Genomic DNA, 16,795 nt, shown 5'->3' on the forward strand with positions numbered 1-16,795 from the left:
GGTGCTGCGGCCATCACACCCGCAGCACCTTGCCGGGATTCATGATGTTCTGCGGATCGAGCGCGCGCTTGATGGTGCGCATGATGTCGAGCTCGGTCTTCGAGCGGTAGTGGCTGAGCTCGTCGAGCTTTTCGATGCCGATGCCGTGCTCGGCCGAGATCGAGCCGCCCATGGAGGTGATGAGATCGTTTACGGCGCGGGTGAGGGCCGCGGTGTACTGGTTCAGCGTCTGCTGATCCATGCCTTCAGGCCCCATGAACGAAAAATGCAGATTGCCGTCCCCGATGTGCCCCAGCGGATAGGGGCGAATGCTCGGGAGGATGTCGAGCGTAGCCTTGAGCCCCTTGTCGATGAATTCAGGGATTCTGGAGATCGCCACCGAGACGTCGTAGCTGATCCCCGGACCCTCGGCACGCGACGCCTCGGCCATGGCTTCCCGGATGCGCCACATATTGCGGGATTGACTGACGGTCTGCGCGATCACCGCGTCGAGCACGCGACCGGCCTCGAGTTGACCTTCGAGAAATTGCTCCAGCTTCTCCGACATGCCGTCGGCGCCGTCCCGCCGCGGGCGCGAGGACGACCATTCCATCAACAGGTACCACGGCGTGTTCGCCTTGAGGGGATCCTGGACGCCGGGAATGTGGCGCATCACGAGGTCGACGGCCGCGCGGCTCAAGAGCTCGCAGGAGCCGACATTGTCTTCGGAGGCCGCATGCGCTTCGGAGAGGATCTCCAGCGCCGCGCGGGGATCGCGGATCGCGAGCCAGGCCGTGCAAACGTCCTTGGGGGCCGGCCACAGCTTGAGTACGGCCTTGGTGATGATGCCGAGCGTGCCCTCGGCGCCCATGAAGAGATGCTTGAGGTCGTAGCCGGTGTTGTCCTTTTTCAGCGCCCGCAATCCGTTCCAGACATCGCCATTGGGCAGCACGACTTCGAGCCCGAGCACGAGATTGCGGGCATTGCCATAGCGCAGCACTTGCACCCCGCCGGCGTTGGTCGAAAGGTTGCCGCCGATCATGCAGGAGCCCTGGGCGCCAAGGCTGAGCGGCAGAAACCTGTCGTGACCGGCCGCAGTCTCCTGAAGCGTTTCCAGCACGCAGCCGGCCTCGACCGTCATGGCATAGCCGACGGGATCGACGTCCAGCACGCGGTTCATCCGGCCCAGCGACAGCACGATGCCGGTATGGGCAGGCCAGGGCGTCGCGCCGCCCATCAGCCCGGTGTTGCCGCCTTGCGGCACGATCGCGACACCGTGCTGATGGCAAAGCCGGACCACATCGGAGACTTCCTCGGTGCTGGCAGGCCGAACGACGGCGCCTGCCTTGCCAAACAGCTGCCCGCGCCAATCGGTGATGAACGGCTGCATGCCGTGCTCGTCCTCGATCAAGCCCTTCTCACCAACGATCGCTCGCAGCGCATCGCGGAGCTGGGCGGTCAAGGCAACGGTCGGAATGGTGGGGACGGGTGACGGGAAGGCAGTCGGCATGTGGTTTCCTCTGGCGCATCTTGGTGTGCACTGCCGCGCGCGAAGCGCTTGAGGTCGTATTGTCCACGTTTGGGCCGCGAAGTCTAACGGCAATATGCCCCGAGCCTGGGCGCGCCCTTCGACAGCGGCGAGGTTCCGGGGCAATGCGCAGCGGCTTGGCTGGCCGTGGCGCAGGCAAGCGTTTTGCCCTCCGCTCTGGAGGCGTCCAGGCGCGAAGGGCAGGTGGTTCCCGATCTTGTCGGCTGCTATTTCTGCTGGATGCGGTTCAGATAATCGATCACAGCGAGGATGCGCTTGCGGACGACGACCTCAGGGCTTTGATCCGGCCCGGCCAGCTTCCAATAGGACGGGTCAACATAGTGGGGCAGGTTGACGATGGGATTGAATCGCTCCCCCCAAATCGGCATTTCACGCGTGCCGTGGGCGGGAACTGTTTTCATTCCATCGATGGTTGCATAGACGGCATCCGTGGGAAACACGCCGTTGTTGTTCTTGGCCAGCATGGTCAGATCGGCAGGCGGTACCCTCAGCTGGTCGCTGACCGGTCCTTTGCCCCTGGCATCCGCACCGTGACAGCTCGCGCAGGACGACTGAAACTCCCCCTTGCCGATGTCTGCGTCTTCGGCTTGGGCTGCAACGGCGAAACCCGCGGCAAGACCGGCTATCATCAAACACTTTAGACCATGTTGCACCATGTTGCGCTCCGACGCGGGCCAGCAAGGCCTCAATTACTAGCTGCTTCGTTCCCCGACCTTTTGATGCACATCAAGACCGGCTTCCGGCATAAGCTTGGCGCTTAGGCGCTCTCCGTTTCCCGGTGCACGTCATGCACGACGAGCCCCATGCCCTCGTCCGGCATCTTGATCCAGTCGCGTCGCTTCAGCGTGCGCTTGGTGTCCTCGTAGCCGGAGGTCCAGTGCTCGCGCATCGAGGTGCCCGAGAACTCGTGATCCTTGGCGTCGCCCTCATAGGCCTTCTGCTGGTAGATCAGGTGCAGGATCGCGATTTCAGGCATGCTGCGCAGGCTCGCCTTCAGGCTGCGGTCTTCGTCGGAGAGCTGCTCGTCCGGATCTTGGCCAAGGCCTTGTAGAGCAGCACCTTGAGATTATGGGTGCGACGGTAGACGTCGGTGTTGTGGCGGGTGCGCGAGGAATACATGATGTCCTTGTGGCGGGCCATCACGTCCTGGATCGAACGGGGCAGCACGCCACGCGCGCTGAACAGGTCGACCTGGAACACCAGCGAATTGAGCGCGTCCTCCTGGTCGAGCAGATGCTGCAGCGGCGTGTTGGAGACGATGCCGCCGTCCCAGAAATGATCGGTGCCGATCCGCACCATCGGCAGCGCCGGGGGCAGGGCGCCGGAGGCCATGATGTGCTCCGGCTCGATCTCGTCATGGGCGTTGTCGAAATAGATGAAGTTGCCCGAGAGCACGTTGACCGCGCCGACTGCAAAGCGGATCCTCTTCTCGTTGATGAGTTCGAAGTCGACGAGCTCGAGCAGCGTCGCCTTGAGGGCGGCCGTGTCGTAATAGCTCGTCGCCGTCTTGGCACCGACGGGGCTGAACCATGGATTCATCTGGTGCGGCGTGAAGAAGCCAGGTTGGCCCATCGCTGACGTCATCCAGGAGCTATAGAGGTTGCGCCACTGACGGAAGATGTCGCCGTCGGGCGTGTAGTGCCAGATCTTGCGGTTGGTGATGCGCTCCCAGAATATGCGCAGCGCTTCGAGCCGCTTCTCCGGCCTGTTGCCGGCGATGATGGACGAGTTGATCGCGCCGATCGAAACGCCGGTGACCCAGTCGGGCTCGATGCCGGCCTCGTGTAGCGCCTGATAGACGCCGGCCTGGTAGGCGCCGAGCGCGCCGCCACCCTGCAGGACCAGCGCGACGCGGTCGCAGCGCTCGGGCCGCCAGCCTCGCGCGGGCGGCTGATGGGTCTGGTGTGTCGGTTGCAACGTCCGGGCGTCCATAGCGATGCCTCCTGGCTAGCCCTGACGATTGCGTTCGGTAGTGACGGCGTGATGACAAGGCCGAAGTCGAGGGAAATCGTCACACCGCAGTCAATGACGACGGTTAGCAATCTGCGTCGCAACAGACTCTGCCGGGCGAGCATCACACAGGAGACAGCGATGCGTAGGGAAGACGTGCTGAGACTTCCGTCCATGCCGGCTGCTGGCCCGAGCTACCCGGCCGGGCCGTACCGCTTTGTCAATCGCGAGTTCCTCGTCATCACCTATGAGACCGATCCGGACTTGATCCGCGCCGGCCTGCCTGAGCCGCTGGAGCCGATCGACCAGCCCATTGTGCACTATGAATGGATCAAGATGCCGGACTCCTCGGGCTTCGGTAGCTACACCGAGTCCGGTCTCGTGATTCCGGCGCGGCTGCGTGGCGAGGAGGTCAACTTCGTCTCCCAGATGTATCTCGACGATGATCCCCCGATCGCCGCGGGACGCGAGATCTGGGGCTTTCCCAAGAAATACGCCCATCCCAAGCTCGAGATCGTCAAGGACACGCTGACAGGCACGCTGGAATATGCCGGTCAGCTCGTCGCCATGGGCACGATGGGCTACAAGCACGAGAGCATGGCCGGCAACGGCGATCTCACCCGCGCGACGCTGTCGAAGACGCAAGTAAATCTGAAGATGATCCCCGGCGTCGACGGTCATCTCGAGGTCTGCCAACTCGTCGCGATCAACCTCATCGACATCGTCCCGAAGGGCTCCTGGATGGGGACGGGCCGTCTACACCTGGTCCCGCACGTCAATGCGCCGGTTGCGGATTTCCCAGTGCGCCGCTGTATTGGCGCGCATCACTACATCGCCGATCTGACGCTGCCGTTCGGCCGCGTCGTGCACGACTACATCAAGGAAGCGCAGGCCGCGACGGGGCTCGCTGCGGAATAGGGCAGTGCACCATCATGAAGCTGTAACATTGACGTAATTGACTGCACTGAGGATCCGGAGGAGGCCAATAACGGTCCCCCGATTGGGCTGCAACGATGTGGGGTCAGCATGGCCGAGCCGGCAATGCTTGTCAGCGCGAACATTGAGGTCGCGCCTGTCATTCCTGGTCTGGTGTGGGCGTTTCGTCTGCACAGTGACGGCAGCGCGGAAGCGCTGCCGATCGACCAGCCGATCGAGTTCAGCCATGATGGTCGGCTCTGGCTGCATTTCAATTTGACAGATGGTCGCGTGCGGACGTGGGTTACGGCCTCGACGCTGCCGCCGCTGGCGCGCGAACTGTTGCTGTCGAATGACACGTTCCAGCAACTTCACGTCATCGACCATTGCGTCTACGGCGTGTTCTCCGATCTCGTTCGCGACATCGATAGTGCGACGGAGGAGACCGCGTTCCTGCGCTTCGCCATGACCGAGCATCTGCTGGTCTCTGGCCGTCACCAGGCGCTGTGCTCGGCGGATGCGACGCGGCGCGTTCTCGAGGGCGGCTACCGCGTCGACAATGTCGCGCATCTCCTGGAAAAGATCGTCGATGAGGTCGCCGACACGCTGGACAGGATGGCCGATAAACTCGGCCAGGAGATCGACGGCATCGAGGAACGGATCCTGGCCGACGACGCCAAGCCGGAGATGCGTCGCACGCTCGGAAGGCTGCGCCGGACCTGCGTCAGGTTGCATCGGCAGCTCACCGGCCTGCGCGTGCTGTTTCACCGGCTCGATCAGAAGAACACCGATCATCTGTCGCCGGGGCTGCGCATTCAGGCCGGCAAGCTCGCCCAAAGGCTCGACGGCCTGGATCACGACGTCGTCGAGCTCCGCGAGCGCAGCCGCTTGCTCGAGGAAGAGCTGCGTTTCAAGAACGAGGAGGAGAGCAACCGGCACCTTCACACGCTCTCGATCGTCACGACGCTGCTGCTACCGCCGACGCTGATCACCGGCATCTTCGGCATGAACACCAAAGGGCTGCCGCTCACCGATGTCGACGAAGGTTTCCTCTGGGCCGCAGCGATGATGATCTGCTCGATCGGCGCGGCCTATATGTTCATGCGGCGCACGGGCATTTTCAGAAAGTAGAGCATTCAGTCGGTATCAGCCGTGAGTGCGATTGCTCCAACATTTGCGTTGCGACGCCTGCTCGTGCTGGCGGCGATATCGCTTGCGAGCACCGGTGCATTCGCTGGCGCCAAGGACGAGAGCGCCGCCGACTGGCTGTTTCCAAAATGGTTCAACGAATGGAATGACGGGCTGACGAACAAGGGTTTGAACTTCGGCGCGGCCTACATCGCCGACAACATCGGCAATGTTTCGGGCGGGGTCTCGCGCGGCGCCATCCATTTCGGCCGACTTGATCTCTCGGTCGACGCTGACCTTGACAAGCTCGTCGGCTGGTCCGGTGGTCGGTTCTATGCCAACGGCTTCGTCATCTACGGCCAAGGGCTGAGCCGCAACTACATCCACAACCTCGCCACTATCAGCGAGATCGAGGCGCTGCCCGACCGGCGGCTCTACAACGCCTATTTCGAGCAGAGCTTGTTCAACGACCGGCTCAACATCAGGGCCGGCCAGCAGGCCGCCGACGTCGAGTTCTTCGACAGCGAGACCGATGATCTCTTCATCAACGGCACCTTCGGCTGGCCGGCCATCAAGGCCACCAACCTGCCAGCTGGCGGCCCGGCGCCGCCAATCGCGGTGCCCGGCATTCGCGTCAAGGCCGTGGTTGCGGACGATATCACCGTCTTCGGTGCGGTGTTCAACGGCAATCCAACCCGGCCGGGCGACGGCGATCCGCAGACGCGCGACAATCACGGTCTGGCCTTTCGCGTCAATGATCCGCCGTGGCTCATCGGGCAGGTCCATTTCGACTATCATCTCGATATCGGTGGAAGCTCGCTCGCGGGCAACTTCACGCCCGGCGGCTGGTATCATTTCGGCGACTTCGACAGTCAGCGCTTCACCGCGGGAGGAATCTCGCTCGCGGACCCAACCGGATCCGGCATCCCGGCAAAACTTCGCGGCAATTATGGAATCTACGCGGTGGTCGAGCAGACTCTCTGGCGGCCGCCGGGGGCAGCGACCGAGAAGACCGTGTCGGCCTCGATCCCCGGTGTCACCGGGTTCGGCCGCATCGCTTACAGTCCGCCCGATCGCAACTTGATCGATCTCTATCTCGACGGCGGTGTCGGCTTTGTCGGCTTTACCCCGGGCCGTTCACTCGACCGGTTCGGGATCGGGATGGCCTATATGCGGATTTCGGGCGCCGCCCGAAGCCTGGACGTCGATACCCAGATTTTCAGCGGCAACCAGAGCCCGGTGCGCAGCAGCGAGGCCCTGCTCGAGGTGATCTACGAGGCGCACATCAAGCCTGGCTGGCTGATCGCGCCTTACTTCCAGTATGTGTGGCGCCCGTCCGGCGGGATCCCGAATCCGAACGACCCGACCGGGACTTCGAGGATCGGTGACGCCGCAGTGTTCGGCATCACCACCACGATCAGGTACTAGGCCATCACGGGTTTTGGTTGCGGCTTCGGGTGCCGCGACAGGGCCAGCACGATCAGCGAGGCAAATACACAGAGCGCGCCGGCGATGAAGAAGGCAGGCAGATAGCTTTGCAGCAGCGTCCGCGACAGGCCCGCGCCGAACGCGGCGGTGCCGGCGCCGAGCTGATGGCCCGCGAAGATCCAGCCGAACACCAGATTGGCGCGCTCGGGTCCGAACTTCTGCGCGGTGAGGCGCACCGTCGGCGGCACGGTCGCGATCCAGTCGAGGCCGTAGAACATCGCGAAGATCGACAGGCCATAGAACGAGAAATCGCTGAAGGGAAGGAAGATCAGCGAGAGCCCGCGCAGGCCGTAATACCAGAACAGCAGGAAGCGGTTGTCATAACGGTCCGACAGCCAGCCCGACATGATGGTGCCGAAGAAGTCGAAGATGCCCATCGCCGCCAGGAGGCTCGCGGCCTGCACCTGCGGGATGCCGAAATCGAGACACATCGGAATGAGATGCACCTGGACGAGCCCGTTGGTCGAGGCGCCGCAGACGAAGAAGGTCGCAAACAGGATCCAGAACGCGCGCGACTTCGAGGCGTCGCGCAGCGTGCCGAGTGCAACGGCCGTGATCGAGCCATGGGTCACAGGCGGTGCGGGCAGGGGCTCGGTGCCCTCGTCGCCGAACGGGCGCAGGCCCAGATCGCTCGGGCGGTCCCGCATGACGAGCAAGACCGCTGCCGCTGAAACACCAAGCATGATGCAGACGAAGCCGAGTGCGAGGCGCCAGCCGAAGCGTTCGGTCAGGCTTGCGAGCAGCGGCAGGAACACGAGCTGGCCGGTGGCGACGCTCGCAGTCATGACGCCGATGACGAGGCCGCGCCGCGCCGCGAACCAGCGCGTCGCGATGGTCGCGCCCAGCACCAGCGCGGTCATCCCGGTGCCGATCCCGATCACCACGCCCCACAGCGCTACGAGCTGCCAGACCTGGGTCATTCCGAGCGAGAGTACGAGCGCGGACACGACGATGAGCTGCGCAGTCAGCGTGACATTGCGCAAGCCATAACGGTTGAGCAGGGCGGCGGCGAACGGTGCCATCAGTCCGAACAGGATGAAGCGAATCGAGAGCGCGGAGGAGATCTCGGCCGTGCTCCAGCCGAACTCCTTCTGAAGCGGAATGATGAACACGCCGGGCGCGCCGACCGTGCCGGCGCTGATCAGCGCGGCGAAGAAGGTCACGCCGACCATCACCCAGCCGTAATGGATGTTGCGACGGCCGAGCGCGGCCGAGAGCCAGTTCGAAATCATTGCCCATCAATCCAGGTTGGCGGGGTCAAGTACACCCGCGTCATCGTTGCAGTCTGACACAACAGAGGGAAGTCTGAAATGACAGACTTCCCTCAAATTAGGACATAGCGGCTGATCAGCGAGCCATGCGCTCGACGGCGATCGCGGTGGCCTCGCCACCGCCGATGCAAAGTGCCGCGACGCCGCGCTTGAGATTGTTCGCCTCCAGCGCATGCAGCAGCGTCACGATCAACCGCGCGCCGGTGGCGCCGATGGGATGGCCGAGCGCGCAGGCGCCACCGTTGATGTTGAGCTTGTCGCGCGGGATGCCGAGATCGCGCTGCGCAGCCATCGCGACGACGGCGAAGGCCTCGTTGATTTCAAACAGATCGACATCGCCCGCGGTCCAGCCGACCTTGTCGAGCAGCTTGCGGATGGCCGGGATCGGCGCCGTCGTGAACCATTGCGGCTCCTGGCTGTGGGTGGCGTGGCCCTTGATCTCGGCGATCGCAGGAAGGCCGTTGCGATCGGCGAGCGAGCGCTTGGTCAGCACCAGCGCGGCGGCGCCGTCGGCGTTGGCGGAGGAGGCCGCCGGCGTGATCGTGCCGTTGGCGCGAAACGCCGGCTTCAGTCCGGGGATCTTGGCCGGATCGACCTTCAACGGATGCTCGTCATTGGCAATGACGCGCGGGCCTGCTTTCTCGCTCAGCGTGATCGGCGCGATCTCGGCCTTGAACGCGCCGCCTTCGACGGCCTTGCGCGCGCGGCTGATCGTCTCCATCGCATAGGCGTCCTGGTCCTTGCGGGTGAACTGATAGGCTTCGGCGGTGGCTTCGCCGAAATCGCCCATCGAGCGGCCGGTCTCGTAGGCGTCCTCGAGACCATCCATCATCATGTGGTCGATGATGCGATCATGGCCGGCGCGATAGCCTGCGCGCGCCTTCGCGAGCAGATAGGGCGCGTTGCTCATGCTCTCCATACCGCCGGAGACGACGATCTCGGCAGATCCGGCGCGAATGATGTCGTGCGCCAGCATGGTCGCCTTCATGCCGGAGCCGCAGACCTTGTTCACCGTGGTGGCGCCGGTGGCATCCGGCAGACCAGCGCCACGCGCGGCCTGGCGCGCTGGCGCCTGGCCCTGGCCGGCCGGCAGCACGCAGCCCATGAAGACCTCGTCGACCTTCTCGGGCGCGAGCCTGGCGCGTTCCAGCGCCGCCCCGATCACATGCGATCCGAGCTTGTGGGCGGCAAGCGGCGACAGCTCTCCCATGAAGCGGCCGAGCGGCGTGCGGGCAGCGGAGACGATGATGACGGGATCGGCGGCTTCGGCCATGACAAACTCCCTGTGATGATCATTAAGATTATGATCATCATATGATGCGTCGCAAAAAATGCAACCACGCCGGGGATGAGAAAATGTCGTGGTTCGGATGAGAGCCCACGGCACACTGTCATCACCCGCGAAAGCGGGTGATCCAGTATTCCAGAGGCGCTGCGGCTGGAACCGAGGAGCCGCAGCGTACTGGATACCCCGCTTTCGCGGGGTATGACACCATTCGTGGAGCGCCTACCGCTTCCTGTTCACGAACGCCTGCATCAGCCGTGTCGGCTCATCCGTCAGGAACGACTCGCCGAACACCTTGACGCTGAGGTTCACCGACTCGGTCAGCGGCAATTCCTCCCATTGCCGCAGCAGCGCCTTCTGCGAGCGCAGCGCCTCGGGGCCGCATTCGAGCAGCGCCGTCACGAGATGCTCGATCTCGGCATCCAGGCCGCCCGGCGGGGCGAGCTTGTCGATCAGGCCCCAGGCCAGCGCCGTCGGCGCATCAATATTCTCCGCCGTCATCACCAGCCAGCGCGCCCGGGCCCAGCCGATCAGGCGCGGCAGCAACGCAGCGTGGATCACCGAGGGGATGCCGACCCGCACCTCAGGCATGCCGAAATGCGCATCGTGGGCGGCGATCCGGAAGTCGCAGGCGGCCGCGACCTCGAGCCCGCCGCCGAGGCACCAGCCGGGCATGCGCGCGATCATCGGGGCGGGGAATTGCCGCACCACTTCGCAGAGATCGCGCAGGCGGCTAATGAAGGCCTCCGCGGATTTCTGATCGAGCTTCGCCATCTCCTTGATGTCGGCGCCGCCGATCATGCTCTTCTCGCTCTGGCCGCGCAGCACCGCCACGCGGATGCTGCGATCTGTGGCGAGCTTTTGTAGCCCTTCGCGGACCGCGTCGGTCACGGGCGAGCCCAGAATGTTCAGCGAGCCGGCGTTGCAGATCGCGACATGGACGACGCCGCGCGCATCGCGGGTCACGCCGCAGTGATTGTTGAGCATTTCCATGGTGTGATCCGAAGCTTTCGTGGACATGCGCGACAACGCGCTGGTCGTGATTACTTCCGGGCCGAAACGCCCCGCTTGTCAAGCGGATGAGGCGGTGTTGCCAGCATGAAGTCCGTGGCATAGTATGATGAATATCATTCAAAGAGGGCTTTATGGCTGAATCCGCTCAACCCGATTTGTTTTCGTCCGCACAGCGCCGCGAGCGCGTGGTCGACTGGCAGGTTCCTGCGCCGGTCGCGGAAGTGGCCATGGGCCTATCAGGCATGGACGCCATGCTCGGCATCCGCGATGGCCGGCTGCCGCCGCCGCCCTTCGCAAAACTGATCGGCTTCGTCATGGCTTTTGTCGAGCCTGGCAGGATCGTGATGGAACTGGAGCCGCGCGAGGATCTCGAAAATACCATCGGGCTTCTGCATGGGGCGACTGCGGCCGCTCTGCTCGACACCGCCATGGGCTGTGCGATTTCGACGCGTCTCGAGGCCGGGCAGTCGTCGGTGACGCTCGACCTGAAGATAACCTTCCTGCGGCCGCTCTCGGTCAGGTCCGGACTGATCTCGGCCGAAGGCAAGATCATCAAGCTCGGGCGCCAGACCAGCTACACCGAAGGCTTTGTGCGGGACGGTAAAGGGACACTCGCAGTCCATGCAACTGCAACCTTTTCCATGATCGGTAACATCTTTACCGGGAATTAATGCGCCGCTCGGTCGATATCCGTGTTATGAGATGACCTCCGACATCCAATGAGAGCTGCATGCGCTATTCTCGGGAACACAAGCAGGAAACCCACGACCGCATCGTCAAGAAGGCGTCGGTGCGGCTGCGCGAAAAGGGCGCCCACGGCATCGGCGTCGCCGATCTCATGAAGGAGGCGGGCCTCACGCATGGCGGCTTCTACGCCCATTTCGATTCGCGCGAGGCGCTGGTGATCGAGGCCTTTGCCTACGCCATGGACCGATCGATGGAGCATTGGCGCAAGCAGTCCGATCAGGTTGCGCCAGACAAGCAGCTGGCCCAGATCGTGGAGACCTATCTTTCGGTGCTGCATCGTGACAATCCCGGCCATGGCTGCTCGATCCCCGCGCTCGGCGCCGAGATCGCTCGCGAGAGCCCGAAGACGCGAAAGGCCTTTGCCGGCAAGCTCGACGAGATGGTCGAGATGATGACCGATTTCATCCCGAACGTTCCGCGCAAGGCCGCGCGCAAGCAGGCGATCGCCACGCTGGCCACGATGGCAGGCACCATGCTGCTGGCGCGCATCGCCGGCTCCAGTGAGCTGTCGGATGAGGTGCTGAAGGCGGGCAGGGACAACGCGCTCGAGGGCGCGAAGCGCGAGCCGAAGGTGACGGCTGCGAAGAAGGCAAAGCTCAGCTAGGCGAGTTGCCGTTGAATGCGTAGGGTGGGCAAAGGCGCGCTTGCGCCGTGCCCACCATCTCTCTCAGTTGAAAAATGCGTGGGCACGCTTCGCTTTGCCCACCCTACGACAGCGGTGCTATCGCCCCGCAAACAGCGCCCGCTCACGCTCCACGATTTCCCCGATGTAATCTGCGACCGCCCGGATCCGTGCAAGATCCTTGCTGTCGGCGTGCATCAGCATCCAGAACGTCCTGGTGATCGAGACCTCCTCGGGTAGCACCGCCACGAGCTGCGGATAGTCGCTCGCCATGAAATGCGGCAGCACGGCGATGCCGAAGCCTGACAGCGTGGCGTTGAGCTGCGCGATCAGATTGGCGCTACGGAAACGTGCCGAGATACGCGGCGACACCTGCGGCAGGTAGTCGAGCTCGGGCGTGAACAGCAGTTCCTCGATGTAGCCCACGAACCGATGCTGCGGCAGGTCTTGCCGCGAGGTGATCTCAGGGAAGCGGTCGAGATACGCCGGCGCCGCATAGAGCCCGAGCCGATAGTCGAGCAGCTTGCGGCCGACGATGCGGCCTTCCTTCGGCATGGTCAGGCTGATCGCGATGTCGGCCTCGCGCTTGGAGAGACTGAACAGCCGTGCGGTGGCCACAAGTTGCAGATCGAGATCGGGATAGCGGTCGGCGAATGGGGCGAGCCTCGGGGCCAGGAAGGCGGTGCCGAAGCCATCAGGTGCGCCGATCCGCACCGTGCCCGTCAGCCGCGCCACGGAGCCGCCGACCTGTTCCTGGTTGGCGACGATGGTGGATTCCATCGCCTCGGCGCTGTCGGCCACGCGCTGGCCGGATTCGGTAAGGAGGTAGCCGGTCTTGCGCCGGTCAAACAGCTTTGCCGAGAGGTGTTTCTCCAGCCGGTCCACGCGCCGGATCACGGTGGCATGGTCGACGCCGAGCTGTTTTGCCGCAGCCGACACCGAGCCGCCCCGCACGATGGCCAGCACGAAGCGGAAGTCGTCCCAGTCGATGCTACCTTGATCCAGCATTTTCGCACATCTATGGTGCAATATATCAGACTTGAATCCCAATAAATGCAGGTCGATAGGATTTGTCAAAGCGTTCAGGCGCGACTTCCAAGGAGATCATTCCATGCGTTCAGTCGGACATTTCATCGGTGGCAAGGAAGTCAAGGGTACGTCGGGCCGGACGGCAGACGTCTTCGAGCCGATGACCGGTGACGTTCAGGCCAAGGTCGCGCTGGCGTCCAAGGCCGAGGTTCGCGCCGCCGTCGAGAACGCCCGCGCCGCTCAGCCCGAATGGGCGGCGACCAATCCGCAGCGCCGTGCCCGCGTCATGACGAAGTTCGTGGAGCTGGTGCAGCGCGACTACGACAAGCTCGCCGAGCTACTGGCGCGCGAGCACGGCAAGACCGTGCCCGACGCCAAGGGCGATATCCAGCGCGGCCTCGAGGTCGCCGAGTTCGCCTGCGGCATCCCGCATTTGATGAAGGGCGAGTATACCGAGGGCGCCGGCCCCGGCATCGATATCTATTCCATGCGCCAGCCGCTCGGCGTCGTCGCCGGCATTACGCCGTTCAATTTCCCGGCGATGATCCCGATGTGGAAGTTCGCGCCCGCGATCGCCTGCGGCAACGCCTTCATCCTGAAGCCGTCGGAGCGTGATCCCGGCGTGCCGATGAAGCTTGCCGAACTGATGATCGAGGCGGGCCTGCCGGCCGGTATCCTCAATGTCGTCAACGGCGACAAGGAAGCCGTCGACGCCATCCTCGACGACCCTGACATCAAGGCCGTCGGCTTCGTCGGCTCCACGCCGATCGCGCAGTACATCTATGAGCGCGCCGCCCAGACCGGCAAGCGCTGCCAGTGTTTTGGCGGTGCCAAGAACCACGCCATCATCATGCCTGATGCCGATATGGACCAGGCCGTCGATGCGCTGATCGGCGCGGGCTACGGCTCGGCCGGCGAGCGCTGCATGGCCGTCTCGGTTGCCGTTCCCGTCGGCAAGGCCACCGCCGATCGCCTGATGGACAAGCTGATCCCGCGCGTCGAGAGCCTGAAGATCGGCACCTCGATCGATCCGTCGGCCGATTACGGTCCGCTGGTGACACGCGAGGCGGTCGAGAAGGTCAAGAGCTACATCGATATCGGCATCAAGGAAGGCGCGACGCTCGCCGTCGACGGCCGCGGCTTCAAGATGCAGGGCTACGAGAAGGGCTTCTATCTCGGCGGCTCGCTGTTCGACAACGTCACCAAGGACATGCGGATCTACAAGGAAGAAATCTTCGGGCCCGTGCTTTCGGTCGTGCGCGCGCACGACTACAAGGAGGCGCTGGCGCTGCCGTCGGAGCATGATTACGGCAACGGCGTTGCCATCTTTACCCGCGACGGCGATGCTGCGCGCGACTTCGCGGCCAAGGTCAATGTCGGCATGGTCGGCATCAACGTGCCGATCCCGGTGCCGATCGCTTACTACACCTTCGGCGGCTGGAAGAAGTCGGGCTTCGGCGATCTCAACCAGCACGGCCCGGACTCGGTCCGCTTCTATACCAAGACCAAGACGGTGACCTCGCGCTGGCCGTCCGGCGTCAAGGAAGGTGCGGAGTTCTCGATCCCGCTGATGAAGTAATCCGTTCAGGAGCGAGGGCACGATGCAATTCGCTCTGAACGAGGATCAGGTCGCGGTTCGCGATATGGCGTTGGCGTTTGCGGCGGAAAAGATCGCGCCGCACGCGCTGCGCTGGGACGAGGAGAAGCACTTTCCCGTCGACGTGATGCGCGAGGCGGCAAGCCTCGGCATGGGCGGCATCTACATCCGCGACGATGTCGGCGGCTCCGCGATGTCGCGGTTCGACGCAGCGCTGATCTTCGAGGCGCTGGCGACGGGTTGTCCGACCACCTCGGCCTTCATCTCGATTCATAACATGGCGAGCTGGATGATCGATGCCTTCGGCAGCGACACCCAGCGCCACCAATGGCTGCCGAAGCTCTGCACGATGGAGCTGATCGCGAGCTACTGCCTGACCGAGCCAGGCGCCGGCTCCGATGCAGCGGCGCTGCGAACGCGTGCGGTGCGCGATGGCGATCATTACGTGCTCAACGGTCAGAAGCAGTTCATCTCCGGCGCTGGCGGTACCGACCTTTTGGTCGCGATGGTCAGGACCGGCGTTGATGGCCCCGGCGGCATCTCGACCCTCGTCATCGATGGCAAGACGCCGGGCGTCTCCTTCGGCGCCAATGAGCGCAAGATGGGCTGGAACGCGCAGCCGACCCGCGCCGTGATGTTCGAGAACGCCCGCGTGCCTGTTGCCGCCAGGCTGAGCGAGGAGGGGATCGGCTTCAAGATCGCGATGGCTGGCCTCGACGGCGGCCGCCTCAACATCACCGCATGTTCGCTTGGCGGCGCACAGACCGCGCTCGACAAGGCACGCGCCTACATGAAGGAGCGCAAGGCGTTTGGAAAGCGTCTGGACGAATTCCAGGCGCTGCAGTTCAAGCTCGCCGACATGGCCATCGAGCTCGAGGCCGCACGCACCTTCCTGTGGCGCGCTGCGGCGGCGCTCGATCGAAAGGACCCCGACGCCACCATGCTGTGCGCGATGGCCAAGCGTTTCGGCACCGATGTCGGCTTCGAGGTTGCCAACCATGCGCTGCAGCTGCACGGCGGCTACGGCTATCTCAGCGAATACGGCATCGAGAAGATCGTGCGCGATCTGCGCGTGCACCAGATCCTCGAAGGCACCAATGAAATCATGCGGCTCATCGTGGCGCGCAAGCTGATCGAGGGCGCGCGATGAATGCAGTGGAAGAGGGCGATCTGATCGTCCGTCGCGAGGATGCGGCGGGCGTGATCCGCCTCAACCGCCCAAAGGCGATCAACGCCATGACGCTGGAGATGTCCGAGGGTATCGACGCGGCGCTCGATCGCTTCGAGACCGATCCTGAAGTTGCCGTCATCATTCTGGAAGGCGCGGGCGAGCGTGGCCTTTGTGCCGGCGGTGACATCCGCGGCCTCTGGGAGAGCTCGCGCGAAGGCGGCGATCTCGGCGCTCGGTTCTGGCGCCAGGAATACGTCATGAACGCGCGGATCGCGAAGTATCCGAAACCGTATGTCGCATTCATGGACGGTCTGGTGATGGGCGGCGGCGTTGGGCTTTCGGGCCATGCCAGCCACCGTGTCGTGACCGATCGCACCAAGCTGGCCATGCCCGAGGTAGGGCTCGGCTTCTTCCCCGATGTCGGCGGCACCTGGCTGCTGTCGCGCTCGCCCGGCGAGATCGGTACCTATTTTGGTCTCACCGGCCAGACCATGAATGGCCCGGATGCGATCCACGCCAAGTTCGCGGACGCCGAGGTGCCGGCTGCAAAGTGGCTGGAGCTGCGCGAGGCGCTGACCAAGGTTCGCCCTGGCGTGACAGCATCCGACGTCACCAAGCTGATCAACGATTTTGCCACTGGCGAGACCGCAGGGCCCGTGGCCGCAAAAGAGCCGCTCATCGATGCCCTGTTCGGCTTCGACCGCATGGAAGACATTTTCGCCGCGCTCAAGCGCGACGGCTCGGAGTTCGCGCTGGCGACGCTGAAGGCACTCAACGAAAAATCGCCGCGTGGCATGGTGGTGACGCTGAAGCTGCTGAGGCTCGCGCGAACCGCGTTGAGCCTGGAAGAGTGCCTGGTGCGCGAATATCGCGCCGCCTGCGAAGTTTTTCGCAGCGACGATTTCCGCGAGGGGGTGCGCGCCGCCGTGATCGACAAGGATCGCAATCCGACCTGGTCGCCGCCGCGGGTCGAGGACGTGACGCAAGAGATGCTGGCGCCGTATCTGGCCGAGATCGGCCCTGACGAGCTCAAGTTCAACTAACAACGTT

14 protein-coding genes and 1 pseudogene are annotated in these 16,795 nt (G+C 63.9%); 8 read left to right on the forward strand and 7 right to left on the reverse strand.

All coding sequences use genetic code 11. The features are described 5' to 3' along the window. Positions 1–13: 13 nt before the first annotated feature. From Q0687_RS14665 to Q0687_RS14675, 3 genes and pseudogenes are all read right to left on the reverse strand, one after another. Complete coding sequence (locus Q0687_RS14665; protein ID WP_298877821.1) at positions 14–1,489, reverse strand: FAD-binding oxidoreductase; 1,476 nt, start codon at positions 1,487–1,489, stop codon at positions 14–16. A gap of 245 nt (positions 1,490–1,734) precedes the next feature. Continuing rightward, positions 1,735–2,184 (reverse strand): c-type cytochrome, encoded by a 450-nt coding sequence (locus Q0687_RS14670; RefSeq protein WP_298877822.1) that lies wholly within the window; start codon positions 2,182–2,184, stop codon positions 1,735–1,737. 101 nt (positions 2,185–2,285) lie between these two features. After that, positions 2,286–3,460, reverse strand: a pseudogene (locus tag Q0687_RS14675) (patatin-like phospholipase family protein). A 159-nt stretch (positions 3,461–3,619) separates the two neighbouring features. Between Q0687_RS14675 and Q0687_RS14680 the strand changes: the two are divergent. From Q0687_RS14680 to Q0687_RS14690, 3 genes are all read left to right on the forward strand, one after another. Continuing rightward, complete coding sequence (locus Q0687_RS14680; RefSeq protein ID WP_298877824.1) at positions 3,620–4,396, forward strand: acetoacetate decarboxylase; 777 nt, start codon at positions 3,620–3,622, stop codon at positions 4,394–4,396. Between the two features lie 108 nt (positions 4,397–4,504). Next, positions 4,505–5,524, forward strand: coding sequence for a transporter (locus Q0687_RS14685; RefSeq protein WP_298877826.1), 1,020 nt, complete (start codon positions 4,505–4,507; stop codon positions 5,522–5,524). Positions 5,525–5,545: 21 nt separating this feature from the next. Further along, on the forward strand, positions 5,546–6,949 hold the full coding sequence (locus tag Q0687_RS14690) for a carbohydrate porin (protein ID WP_298877828.1): 1,404 nt from the start codon (positions 5,546–5,548) through the stop codon (positions 6,947–6,949). On the opposite strand, the gene Q0687_RS14695 is transcribed toward Q0687_RS14690, so the two are convergent. The 3 genes from Q0687_RS14695 to Q0687_RS14705 form a co-directional block, all read right to left on the reverse strand. Next, a complete protein-coding gene (locus tag Q0687_RS14695) occupies positions 6,946–8,241 on the reverse strand; it encodes an MFS transporter (RefSeq protein WP_298877830.1) in 1,296 nt (431 codons plus the stop codon). The two genes, Q0687_RS14690 and Q0687_RS14695, sit on opposite strands and share 4 nt — an antisense overlap. 115 nt (positions 8,242–8,356) lie before the next feature. Then, positions 8,357–9,553 (reverse strand): acetyl-CoA C-acyltransferase, encoded by a 1,197-nt coding sequence (locus Q0687_RS14700; protein WP_298877831.1) that lies wholly within the window; start codon positions 9,551–9,553, stop codon positions 8,357–8,359. Positions 9,554–9,787: 234 nt separating this feature from the next. Beyond that, positions 9,788–10,558, reverse strand: a complete 771-nt coding sequence (locus tag Q0687_RS14705) for an enoyl-CoA hydratase (protein ID WP_298878047.1) — start codon at positions 10,556–10,558, stop codon at positions 9,788–9,790. Positions 10,559–10,710: 152 nt separating this feature from the next. Here Q0687_RS14705 and Q0687_RS14710 point away from each other — a divergent pair, with 152 nt between their 5' ends. Then, positions 10,711–11,250 (forward strand): PaaI family thioesterase, encoded by a 540-nt coding sequence (locus Q0687_RS14710; protein ID WP_298877832.1) that lies wholly within the window; start codon positions 10,711–10,713, stop codon positions 11,248–11,250. A 59-nt stretch (positions 11,251–11,309) separates the two neighbouring features. Continuing rightward, positions 11,310–11,930, forward strand: a complete 621-nt coding sequence (locus tag Q0687_RS14715) for a TetR/AcrR family transcriptional regulator (RefSeq protein ID WP_298877834.1) — start codon at positions 11,310–11,312, stop codon at positions 11,928–11,930. Between the two features lie 117 nt (positions 11,931–12,047). Here Q0687_RS14715 and Q0687_RS14720 read toward each other — a convergent pair whose 3' ends face one another. Next, the gene (locus Q0687_RS14720) at positions 12,048–12,956 is read right to left on the reverse strand and encodes a LysR family transcriptional regulator (RefSeq protein ID WP_298877835.1); all 909 of its coding nucleotides are present in this window, start codon (positions 12,954–12,956) and stop codon (positions 12,048–12,050) included. Positions 12,957–13,059: 103 nt separating this feature from the next. Between Q0687_RS14720 and Q0687_RS14725 the strand changes: the two genes are divergently transcribed. Genes Q0687_RS14725 through Q0687_RS14735 form a run of 3 tightly spaced genes read left to right on the forward strand, consistent with a single transcriptional unit; the run spans position 13,060 to position 16,788 of the window. Continuing rightward, positions 13,060–14,556, forward strand: a complete 1,497-nt coding sequence (locus tag Q0687_RS14725) for a CoA-acylating methylmalonate-semialdehyde dehydrogenase (RefSeq protein WP_298877837.1) — start codon at positions 13,060–13,062, stop codon at positions 14,554–14,556. 22 nt (positions 14,557–14,578) lie between these two features. Beyond that, on the forward strand, positions 14,579–15,724 hold the full coding sequence (locus Q0687_RS14730; RefSeq protein WP_298877838.1) for an isobutyryl-CoA dehydrogenase: 1,146 nt from the start codon (positions 14,579–14,581) through the stop codon (positions 15,722–15,724). Beyond that, a complete protein-coding gene (locus tag Q0687_RS14735; RefSeq protein ID WP_298877839.1) occupies positions 15,721–16,788 on the forward strand; it encodes an enoyl-CoA hydratase/isomerase family protein in 1,068 nt (355 codons plus the stop codon). Before Q0687_RS14730 ends, Q0687_RS14735 begins: the two co-directional genes overlap by 4 nt. Positions 16,789–16,795 lie beyond the last annotated feature (7 nt).

Source organism: uncultured Bradyrhizobium sp. (assembly GCF_936928535.1).
Lineage (GTDB): Bacteria > Pseudomonadota > Alphaproteobacteria > Rhizobiales > Xanthobacteraceae > Bradyrhizobium.